Here is an 11,661-nt window from a genome sequence, read left to right on the forward strand (position 1 = left end):
CTCTATTAGTGTGTTAGTGACTCTGTTAGACACAGTATAACACAGTCCGATTGTCGAAGTCAGTCGAAACCCGTAGCAAATATAAGAAATTTTCGTTTTTTATGAAAAATTTATCTTTTCGGGAGTAAACCCGTCGAAAACATAGGAAAGATAGCGGGTTTTGGGTGTTTGTGATCTTTATCCAAGCTGATAATAATTTTCCAGGTATTTTTCCAGGACTGGAAATGGGGCAGGCCCAATTGTCAGAATCTGTTCATGGAATTCTTTGAGGTTGAATTTATCACCCAATTCTTTTTTGAATTTATCCCGAATATCCATAAAGCTAAGGCAGCCCACATAATATTTCAGATAGTTGGCAGGTGCTTCAATGATAATGTCATACATGTTGTTGGCGATCTCCGGGTCTGAAAATCCAATCTGATTTAAGTAGGCAGCAGTTGCGTTTCGGTCGTAGCCATGGTAGTTGATGGCGATATCCAGCAGAGAAGATATACCAAGCATTATGGAACGGTTCAGGCGGTAAAGGGCAGCCACGTCTTGATCTACATCTGCGTATTGGTATGACTGGAATTCTACATAAGTTGCCCAGCCTTCACTGTAACCCCCAAAGTTTAACAGGCTTCTGACCGGATCAGCGTTGGTACTGCCGGAATAAATAGTCTGGTATAAATGTCCCGGATATCCCTCATGCGCCAGTGTGGTATAGAGCTCAAGCCCCGAGTAGTCAGATGCCTGGTTGATATAGATCACATTGTCAATGAGATTATCTATAGGCGGTGACAGGTAAAAAGCAGGACTTAAGTATTTTTCCAGGGAGCTGTGGACGTATTTCACATTTACGTTCACCTGTGGAGAGGTGGGAAAATCATCTGCCATTTTCTTCTGAAGATCATTTAAGATTGATTCCGGTGAGGAAGCAGCCATGCCGGATACAGAAGACAGGAGTGTGGGGTTTTTCGCCAGCAAAGTCTGTAGCTCAGTAAAGTCAGTCTGCACCTGGTCCATCAGACGTTTCTGAATCTGATCAATGGAAGCATTGGAACCGGTTGTATCTTTTACCAGGTACTCATAATATTTCTTTCCATCAGGGAAATTACATAAACCGGCATTGTTTTTTCCGGTTCCTTTTAATGCGGTCAGTCCTGTAATCAGGTTTTCATATGCCGGAATTACTTTCTTTAAAATAATGTCCTTATGACGGACTTTGAAGTTGGCACATTCTTCAGGGGTGAGCTCTGGAAAGGAATCCACCTTATCATTAAATATTTCAATTAAAAAGTTATTATCCGGGTCAGCAATAAAGGATTGGCATTGAGCTATAATTGCATCTGTATTTGCATCACTCATAAACAAACCTGCGGAGGATTTGGCTTTTTCAAATTCCAGAAGGGATGCATAGTATGTATCCAGCTGTGAAAGCAGAGACAAATATTCATCAACGTCTGCTTTTTTGTTAAAAGTGTATTCCGCAAGCAGAACCGGAAGCTGTGCCTGAGTGCCGATTGTGGGTCCCAGAGGCTCTGCATACAGAGAAAAATCCTTTCCATTATTTTGGTTCTTCAGGTAGTATGCAAGAATGTCATAAGTAAGCTGATTATTTTTAGACAGTTTCTTATAAGAAATCTGATTCAGTGCTTCCTGATAATTTTCCAGGACAGCGGTAGATGCAGCGAGAGATTCTTCATCAGCGGCTCCAAGTGTTACCATGTAATCATCAATCCCGAAAGACTTTGGGTCCGACAGGGTATAATGAAGATTCAACGTGTTGGAGGTGACTTCATCCACAAACATGTTGTGGGTAAAATCTGTGAATTTGCGGTTTTCCTGATGATGGAAAGAGCTGTTGATGTAAATGCCGATAGAAATCAGCAGTAACAGGGAAGCCGGAATCAGCAGGAAGCGAAGAAGAGACGCGGGGTTGATTTTACGCATAGGGTTCACCTGACAATAGGGTCTTTAGTGTAAAGATATGCAGGAAGACATGCAAAAATTACCATTAGGGACACGAAAAAAGAAGGAGATGATAAAGGATATACGTATATAACTGGGTAAGCCGAAGAAAGACTGTTCGTACGCAATAAGGAGGTATTTATGAAAAAATATGGTTACGTAAGAGTATCTACAAAAGAACAAAATGAGGACAGACAGATGATTGCGCTGTCCAGATGGGGAGTCCGGGATGCTGATATCTATATGGATAAGCTGAGCGGCAAGGACTTCAACCGCCCCCAGTACAGAAAATTATTAAAAAGGATTAAGCCGGGAGATCTGATTGTAATTAAGTCCATAGACCGGCTGGGAAGGAATTATCAGGAGATTATTGACCAGTGGCGTGTGATTACAAAAAATAAAGGGGCAGATGTGCTCGTTCTGGACATGCCTCTGCTGGATACGCGGAAAGGCAAAGATCTGATGGGAACCTTTATCGCAGATATGGTGCTGCAGCTTTTATCATACGTCGCCCAGACAGAGCGGGAAAATATCAGGCAGAGACAGGCAGAGGGAATTGAGGCTGCAAAAATCCGCGGTGTACAGTTTGGGCGTCCCTGTAAGGATATTCCCCCGGAGTTTCATCTCATCCGGTCCAGATGGGAAGTAGGAGAGATCAGTGGCAGGGAAGCGGCACGTCAGCTTGCAGTCTCACATAACACGTTCTTTAAGTGGATTAACTCGGTACAATCATAAATTTGGCGAATAATGTAGACTTTTTTATCCAGTTCATTCTGAAATATACATAGATAGTAAATTTAGCGGTAATTGCATTTTAGACTACTTTTGGGCCCGAAGAAAGAAAATTCCATGCCCAGAAAAATTTTACCACGGTTGGTAATAAAAGTCTGATTATTTATCCGGAAATTGGAATAAAGAAAAATAAAGGATGGGTATGAAATGATGGAAGGTAGAAAAATGCCATATGATGATGTAGTAATGGAAAAAATGGATATTTCAGCGCTTTGTATGGAAACAATTGAAAGATATCGAAGCTTTATGAAGGGGAAAACGCCGGAGGCGCCTGTCCTGAAGCTTTTGATGCCGGAATTTCTGATTAAGCTGTCTGTTTTAAAAAGAGGAAGAAAAGATAAGCTTGTTCCCACTATAGCCGGTCTTCTGATGTTTGGGAAAGAATCCTGCATAAGGGAAGAGTTTCCAAATTACTTTCTGGATTACAGAGAGGAGCTGCAAGGTGTAAAGCTGGGCTGGAATTATCGTATGACCTCGGATGACGGATCTTTTAATGGAAATATTTTCGAATATTACAATAACGTAATGGGCAGACTGGTTGCTCATGGAGATCATGAATTTGCAGTAAACAAAATGAAAAATGAGGTTGGAAAAGATCTGGTGGTAAGTGCATTGAAAGAAGCGGTAAGCAATGCCGTGATTCATGCTGATTATTATGGGCGGCAAGGCATTGTTATCAGAAAAAAAGAAAATCTCCTTACCATATCAAATCCGGGCAGGCTTCTGATTCCAAAAGAAGAAATACTTGCAGGCGGAATCAGCGACCCCAGGAATCCAACAATATTCAAGCTTTTCAACATGATTGGAGTAGGAGACCGGGCAGGAAGCGGCATGGGCAGAATCTACGATGCCTGGAAAACCCAGAACTGGCCCAAACCGGTATTTGAAGCAAATGCAGACCCGTATAGAGTTACTTTGAAGCTGGAAGTATATTAGAAGGGGAAAAATACTTCATATACCTGCCCAGAATATTTTCCTTTCATACTTGACATCCAACATTCATTGTGATAGCCTAACTACATATAGACAAACGCAATGACGAAGAGAGTACATCGGATGCAGGCATTACAGAGAATTCCCGGATGCTGAGAGGGAAGTGTGAGTATAGATGGAAGATGGCTTCTGAGTGGTGCACCGAACATGGAAAAGGCAAGTGGCTGTGGACATGGCCCAATCTGCCGGTTTTGTGCAAGGTTGCAACGGGAACCGCCTGTTACAGCGGTGTAGTGTACGATTGGAAAATGGTATTTTAATATCAGCTCCAGGGATGTGCACTTGCAGAGATTTGTTTCGCGAGAAATGAATGAAGTGAAGTGGTAACACGGGATGATAACACCCGTCTTCTCAAATGGGAAGGCGGGTTTTTTGCGCATTTTGCCGGCCAATGCAGATATTGCATTTCGGGCAAGACAGTAATTTCGGACACACTTCAGGCATTCGGAAAGAATAAGAAAGGGATTTATCATGGGAAAAGAAAAATATTATATGACTACGGCGATTGCCTATACTTCTGGTAAACCGCATATTGGCAACACCTACGAGGTAGTACTGGCAGACAGTATTGCAAGGTTTAAAAGAGCACAGGGATATGATGTGTTCTTTCAGACGGGAACAGATGAGCATGGACAGAAAATTGAGTTAAAAGCGGAAGAAGCAGGTATCACCTGCAAAGAATTTGTAGATCAGACTGCCGGAGAAATCAGGCAGATCTGGGATATGATGAATACTTCATATGACAAGTTTATCCGTACTACAGATGAAGACCATGAAAAACAAGTACAGAAAATATTTAAGAAACTGTACGATAAAGGTGACATTTATAAAGGACATTATGAAGGAATGTACTGTACTCCCTGTGAGTCATTTTTTACGGAATCCCAGTTGGCAGATGGAAAATGTCCCGATTGCGGAAGAGAAGTGCAGCCTGCAAAGGAAGAGGCATATTTCTTCAAAATGAGTAAATATGCAGATCGTTTGATTGAACACATCAATACCCATCCGGAATTCATACAGCCGGTATCCAGAAAGAATGAAATGATGAACAATTTCCTGCTTCCGGGACTTCAGGATCTCTGTGTATCCAGAACTTCTTTTAAATGGGGAATCCCGGTTGATTTTGATCCAAAACATGTTGTTTATGTTTGGCTGGATGCCCTGACAAACTATATCACCGGTATTGGTTATAACTGTGATGGAGAAAGTACGGATCAGTTTAAAAAGGACTGGCCGGCAGACCTGCATTTAATTGGGAAAGACATTATCCGTTTCCATACAATTTACTGGCCCATATTCCTTATGGCACTGGATCTTCCCCTTCCTAAGCAGATATTCGGACATCCGTGGCTGTTGCAGGGAGATGGAAAAATGAGTAAGTCCAAAGGAAATGTTCTCTATGCAGATGAACTGGTTGATTTCTTTGGCGTGGATGCAGTACGATATTTTGTATTACACGAAATGCCATTTGAAAACGATGGCGTTATTTCCTGGGAGCTGATGGTGGAAAGAATGAACTCTGATCTGGCAAATACCCTTGGAAATCTGGTAAACAGAACCATTTCCATGTCAAATAAATATTTTGACGGTGTTGTGGCAGATAAAGGGGCAGCAGAGCCGGTAGACGAAGAATTAAAAGCTATTGCACTGGAAGTTCCGAAAAAAGCAGCAGAAAAAATGGAAGAACTTCGTGTTGCTGACGCTATTTCAGAAATATTTACTCTGTTTAAACGCTGCAATAAATATATAGATGAAACGATGCCATGGGCGCTTGCAAAGGATGAGACAAAACAGGACCGTCTGGCAACCGTACTTTACAATCTGGTAGAAAGTATCAGCATCGGCGCTTCCTTATTGGATTCCTTTATGCCTGAAACCTCCGGGAAAATTCTGACACAGTTAAATGCTGAGAAAAGAAGTCTGGCTGAAATGGAGCAGTACGGCATCTATAAATCCGGCAGCAAAGTAACAGAGAAGCCGGAAATCTTATTTGCACGTCTGGACATGAAAGAAGTATTGGCAAAGGTAGAAGAGCTTCATGCTTCAGAGAAAGAAGCAGAGGTGCCCGCAGAGCCGGTGATTGATATAGAAGCAAAAGAAGAAATCTCTTATGATGACTTTATGAAAATGCAGTTCCAGGTCGGTGAAATTATCGCTTGTGAAGAGGTTAAGAAATCCAGAAAGCTGCTTTGCTCACAGGTTCGTATCGGAAGCCAGGTAAAACAGATTGTTTCCGGAATCAAAGCCAATTACAGCGCAGAAGAAATGGTTGGCAAAAAAGTTATGGTGCTTGTAAACTTAAAGCCGGCAAAACTTGCAGGTGTTATGTCTGAAGGAATGATTCTGTGTGCAGAGGATGAAAACGGTGAACTGGCTCTGATGATCCCGGAAAAGAAAATGCCTTCCGGAGCTGAGATCTGTTAAAAGAGTAAATGGGATATCTATGATTGATTTTAGGAAAAGAAGAGAAATACAGAATAAAGAAATTAATAATTAGATCAGATATATAGAAAAGTTCATAAAAAAGCAGATGAAAGTAAATTACTTGACTTTCATCTGCTTTTTCAGTATCCCCGGTCTCTTTATGAAACAGTCTTTCAATTAGTTTTCTGTTATAAATTCACGGTGATAAAAGATTATTTATAGGAATTCTTCCATTCATATTCCGTCATCGGCATTGGCTTGCTGAACAAAAAGCCCTGCACCGTTTTCACACCGCAATTTTCAAGTACTTCCAGCTGGGATTCGTTTTCAACCCCTTCTGCGACTAATTGGATATTCAGTTTTTTACAAACGCTTACGATAGCTTCTACTATCGTCTGTGTGTTTTCGTTGGATATAATATCTTTTACAAAACCCCGGTCAATTTTGAGTATATCAAATTTCGCCGTTGCCAAAAGTGCCAGGTTGGAACTTTCGGCGCCAAAATCATCAACGGATATCCGGAATCCTGCATTTCGAATCTGGCTGATTTTGTTTCTTAAACTTCTAAAATCGGTAGAACAAGTGCTTTCCGTAATTTCAATTTCCAGATATTCCTTGGCAATACCATAGTTACTGACAATGGATTCCAGTCTTTTTAAGAAGGCATCATCCATAAACGTACTGCGGGAAAAATTGCTGGAGATTGGAAAAATTGCTTTTTCCTGTTTTTGCCACTCCTTTAGCTGGGCACAAACCATTTCAAAGACATAAAAGTCTATTTTACTTATTTGGTAGGAACGTTCCAGAATAGTAATAAATTTATCCGGGGACTGGACTACACCATCATCATCTATGTATCGGACTAATGCTTCTGCACCTACTACACTGCGGCTCTCCAGTTCAATTTTAGCCTGCAGATAGACCTGGAACTGTTTGTTTTGTAACTTTGTTTCCAATACGTCCGGATCAGAGAGAAAATCTAATACATCATTGCGGTGTCTGTAACGTCCTGTTTCGCGATGATTATGATAGAATTCTTTTTTATCGGCATACATATTTTCATCGGCTGTTTTTATAATTGACTGGATATTATGGCAGTCCTCCGCCCATTCATAACCAATGGCGGCCTTACAATCATTATGGGCAAAATTATATTTCAGCTTATGAATGTTTTCGCTGAAAATCTCCTGGCTGATATCCGTACAGATAATGATAAATTCATCGCCTCCGATTCGATAGTAGGAACCTTGATTAAAGCTGTTTTGCATTAATTCAGCACATTTCTTTAAGAGATTGTCACCACTATCATGTCCATAATGGTCATTGACCTCTTTCAGTCCGTTTACGTCCAGATAAACAATGCCGATCGGAATACTTTTGTCTTCCAGACTGTTGATATCCTGTATATAACGGTTTCTATTATAAAAATTAGTCAATGTATCCAGGTAGCTTAAGCGATACAGGGTCTCTTCATCTTCATTCCTGCGAATAGCAAGCATAATAAAATAGCGAAGTGTTTCAAGGAAAGTCACGGCATTTTCCTTAATACTGCATGACGGATTATCCAGACCAATGCAGCCATCTAATCTTCCTTCACGTTCTAAAGGCACCATAATTACACTCTTGATACCCTGCTGGGTCATAAACTCGTATTCAAGTTTCATGGTTGATTTAATATTTTCCAGGTCATCGATCACAATATTTTCCTGATTTCTAAACATATTAAACCAGATAGCAAAGTCTGACTGCGGAAGATTCTGAAGATAATCTATCTGCGGTATGACGTCTTCTCTGCACCATTCTGCCACATTTGACAAGTTGTCCCCATGAAATAAAAAGACATAACTGCGTTCTGCTAAAAATAACTTTCCTACTTGTTCTAAGACATAGGAAGTAGCTTCTAATGCATCATGATTTCGGTAAAGCTCCCTTATGCACTCAACTAGAATATTATCCCGCTCCAGTCGGTTTTTCAGTTCTCTTTTTTCATTGGCTGCGTCTGTAATATCAAAGGCGATCTCCATCCGGGCTGCGTGACCTTCCCACTCCAATAAACGGTCTTTTAGTAAATAGTGCCGTTTGGTAATCGGGTTTGTATGCTCCCAGGTATAATTCTCATCCTTTTTCAGGCGGGAGTTCGTACAAAATGGACAGGGGGAATCAAATCCCTGCAACACTTTATAACACTTCTGCTGTTCCTCGGCACTGATTTGGAACGTTTTCTTTCCGGCTTCATTTACAAAGAGCAATTCATAGGTGTTGATATCTGATACATACATTAGCTCGGAGATTTCGTTCATGGGAATAAGCAAATTTTCAAAACGTTTTGAAAGCTGTTCACTTTTTAAACGATTTTCATTTTCTGCTTCTAATAGTTTATCGCGGCGCTTACTCTGATAATAGGTGAATATGGCACATAAAGCGGTTAGTACGATGAATAAGAGATTCATAAAAAATAATGCGTTACGGGAGTGCTGAACAATTTTCTCTGTATAAACTTCGGCAGCAAGCACCGTTTGATCTGCTAAGTCAAAATAGTTTTCACTCATTTCAAATAAATGATCCCCGGAGGAATCGCCACTCCGGTAAAGATAAATTTCAGACTTTATATCATCCCAATCGTCCTTCATTTCTTCCAATAGAGCCTGATATTTACTATCATCCAGCCGGATAATATTATATTCATCGCTTCCACCGCACAATCCTGCAAGTACATCGTCTAAATGCGAGATTAATTTGTCGTCGGGTACATGATTTAGTTCTTTTTTGATCAGTCTTTGTGTAGCACCGCGGACAATTCCGGCATAGTTAATCACGCGTGCATCTCCCTCAAGATTCGTAATAGACCGTGCCGACTGAAATCCGGTCACTACCAAAGCAATACATAATATGAGCGGCATTGCACCACTACGTAGTTTAAAAAAAATCGTCTTCACTTTGAACCCTTTCTCTGTGTCTGATTTTTTATTTTTCTTGTGAGTATCGATTCAATATCTGTTAAAAAAATGCCTGTTTTTAAAATCTGGTAAAACACACCTTGATCTTATTATATCATATGTGCAAATAAGATCCTAGAGCGTATTTGAAAATTCATTCCCTTTATCTGCACGCTCTAATTCGTGTGGAATTTGCTCCGAAAATAGTCAGGGCAGCCCGCTGTAAATGGATAAGTAATGGCATTTTTTTGTTTCTTATAGAAAAGCCTTTCTTTGGATAAACTGCACGCAGCAATTCATGACACGCTGGAAAGGGGTATAATCATAACTACTTCAAATGTTTCCCCCAGGTCCTTAAAATCTATTTCACCTTTATATTTTGCCACAATTTCTTTTACATTAGAGATTCCAAATCCATGTTGTTTCTTATCTGCTTTATCTGTAATAAATTTGCCGTTTTTGGTTGTGGTGGCATTTGTCTTGCTGTTGATCAGAGCGTAACTGAAATATCCACTTTTAATTCTGGCTTTGATTTCAATCCGGCGGTTGGACTTATCTGGGATTTTTTTACATGCTTCCAGTGCATTATCCAGGGTATTGGATAAGATGCAGCATAGATCCATATCACGAAAACTCTCCAGCTTTTCCAGGCTGATTTTAGCGTCCACTGAAATATGATGATCTTCCATTGCCTTTATTTTTTGGTTTAAAACCAGATTAATCACCGGATCCCCGGCATAGTTTTTCAGTACGGAATGATTAAGGGATGAAAAGACAGACTCAATGTAAGCGTGGGCTTTTTCGTATTGGGTTTCATTCAGTAATCCATCTACAACCTGCATATGGTTGTTCATATCGTGGCGTATTTTTCTGGTATTTTGATGTTCCTGATCTAAAATATCATAATATGTTGCCTGCATTTGGAGCTGCTTCAAGTCGGATTGTGCCTTTAAGGATTTGATAACGGCAATAATCAGAACAAGAACACCGGTATTAGTAATTATGGTGGTACAGGAACCAAGTATAATTACAGCCACTTCACCTGTCTCCATCTTCAGTACAACCAGAAAGGTCATAAAAAATGCAGCGGTACAAATGATATCCATCAACAGCCACATTCGGTCGGTAAGCTGGTTGATGCAGTTTGACAGCCTGTTTTTAAACAAAAGATATACGGTGAGCCAGAATAAAAAGGTTACCGGGATGGTGAAGCGGGTTTTCATGCCTTCCGTACAGATAATGGAAACCGCAGTCATAATAGGATAAAACAAAACGACAATAGATATCCGGCTTATGGCTGAACCTTTAAAGCAGACCAGGGTTAACAGAAGAAAAGCCGCCAGCCCATAAGAGATATTTACTAAATCGGAAAGAAAAATGACATTATAACAAATATACCCCAGGATCAGCATGGCAGGAATCTGAATAATTAACCGGGTTCTTGGCTGAATAAATAAACTAATCAAATGGAATACAAAATATCCCACAAGCAGTGACATGGTGAAAGCAATAAGTGCCGGCAGCATAAGGACCTCCTAATCCGGTTTTTCAAACAGGTTATAGCATTGACTTTGCAAATGTAATCATGACTTCTTTCGTTCTCTGCCGGCTGATGGGAAGCCTTATATTTTTCAGGAGCAGCTCCTGTCCCTCAATACCCGACGCATGAGTCAGATTCGCCAGATAGCGTTGATGGATACGCATAAAGGTATGGGGTACCTGTGCCTCCAGATCGTTTAATTTACCATAGAACTCATAGTTTTCCGTTCTGGTAAATGCCGTGACTTTCCGTTTGTCGCTGGCAAAATACAGAAGACTGTCCCAGGGAATTTTAAAGGTTCCCTGCTCACATTCCAGGAGAAAGAAGGAATCTTCTGTTAAATTCATGCTTTTCAGGGCAGTATCCAAAACAGCCTTGATTTTTTCTTCTTTAAATGGTTTCATAATGTAATTCAAAGCCTGAACTTCGTATCCGTCAAATACATAATCCGTAAAACCGGTAACAAATACCAGGTTAACCAGTTTATTTTCTTTTCTGATTGCCCTTGCGGTTTCCACACCATTTATTTCTTTCATTTCTACATCCAGAAAAATAAGGTCATAACTGCAGATATCACTTTTCAAAAGGGATTCTCCGCTGCCATATTCGTAGATGTGGTAAGCAATGTTTTTTGATTTCAGTATTTTCTCCACTGCTAATTGAAGCAGATATCTCTGTTTAATCTCATCGTCACAGATTGCAATATGTATCATTGTAATACTTCTCCCTCGTAAATGCCAATATTTTATTGCAAATCCAATCTATAGTCCTGCCAAATATTGTAAGTTTATGGAAATAAAATAACTACATTGATTTTATCATAAGATTCTGATTTTGGGAATAGGGTGGAATCCGGGTTTTGCTAACCCTATTTTACAGAAATTCATTGTACAAAATGCACAATAAAAACCAAAAGTTACAAATCAGCAACCAAAGATTACATTGAAAAAATCTTCGGATTGAACCCCGTCCGGTTCCGTGATATTGTGTGTCCATGAGGAAAACCAACAAAAATATTTAAAAAAA

Annotated in this window: 8 protein-coding genes; 4 read left to right on the forward strand and 4 right to left on the reverse strand. The window is 40.1% G+C overall.

The window, feature by feature from the left end; translation table 11 throughout:
- Positions 1–177: 177 nt before the first annotated feature.
- Positions 178–1,932: a DUF885 domain-containing protein gene (locus CD03_RS0122595; protein WP_044289602.1), complete on the reverse strand. Its 1,755-nt coding sequence runs from the start codon at positions 1,930–1,932 to the stop codon at positions 178–180.
- A 159-nt stretch (positions 1,933–2,091) separates the two neighbouring features.
- Between CD03_RS0122595 and CD03_RS0122600 the strand changes: the two genes are divergently transcribed.
- The 4 genes from CD03_RS0122600 to metG all read left to right on the forward strand — a co-directional run bounded on the left by CD03_RS0122600 (position 2,092) and on the right by metG (position 6,159).
- Entirely contained in the window at positions 2,092–2,685 is a 594-nt protein-coding gene (locus tag CD03_RS0122600) for a recombinase family protein (RefSeq protein WP_027295573.1), read from the forward strand.
- A 204-nt stretch (positions 2,686–2,889) separates the two neighbouring features.
- Entirely contained in the window at positions 2,890–3,678 is a 789-nt protein-coding gene (locus CD03_RS34455) for an ATP-binding protein (protein WP_052377929.1), read from the forward strand.
- Positions 3,679–3,824: 146 nt separating this feature from the next.
- A complete protein-coding gene (locus CD03_RS40090; RefSeq protein ID WP_442969725.1) occupies positions 3,825–3,995 on the forward strand; it encodes a hypothetical protein in 171 nt (56 codons plus the stop codon).
- Positions 3,996–4,206: 211 nt separating this feature from the next.
- Positions 4,207–6,159: a methionine--tRNA ligase gene (gene metG, locus CD03_RS0122610; RefSeq protein ID WP_027295574.1), complete on the forward strand. Its 1,953-nt coding sequence runs from the start codon at positions 4,207–4,209 to the stop codon at positions 6,157–6,159.
- Positions 6,160–6,371: 212 nt separating this feature from the next.
- On the opposite strand, the gene CD03_RS0122615 is transcribed toward metG, so the two are convergent.
- The 3 genes from CD03_RS0122615 to CD03_RS0122625 form a co-directional block, all read right to left on the reverse strand.
- Entirely contained in the window at positions 6,372–9,095 is a 2,724-nt protein-coding gene (locus tag CD03_RS0122615) for a sensor domain-containing phosphodiesterase (RefSeq protein ID WP_242849140.1), read from the reverse strand.
- 296 nt (positions 9,096–9,391) lie between these two features.
- The gene (locus tag CD03_RS0122620; protein WP_027295576.1) at positions 9,392–10,621 is read right to left on the reverse strand and encodes a sensor histidine kinase; all 1,230 of its coding nucleotides are present in this window, start codon (positions 10,619–10,621) and stop codon (positions 9,392–9,394) included.
- Positions 10,622–10,652: 31 nt separating this feature from the next.
- Positions 10,653–11,348 carry a LytR/AlgR family response regulator transcription factor gene (locus CD03_RS0122625; RefSeq protein WP_027295577.1) on the reverse strand — a complete coding sequence of 232 codons (696 nt, stop codon included), beginning with the start codon at positions 11,346–11,348 and terminating at the stop codon, positions 10,653–10,655.
- Positions 11,349–11,661 lie beyond the last annotated feature (313 nt).

Origin of the sequence: Robinsoniella sp. KNHs210 (assembly GCF_000686105.1) — a bacterium.
Classification (GTDB): domain Bacteria; phylum Bacillota; class Clostridia; order Lachnospirales; family Lachnospiraceae; genus Robinsoniella; species Robinsoniella peoriensis.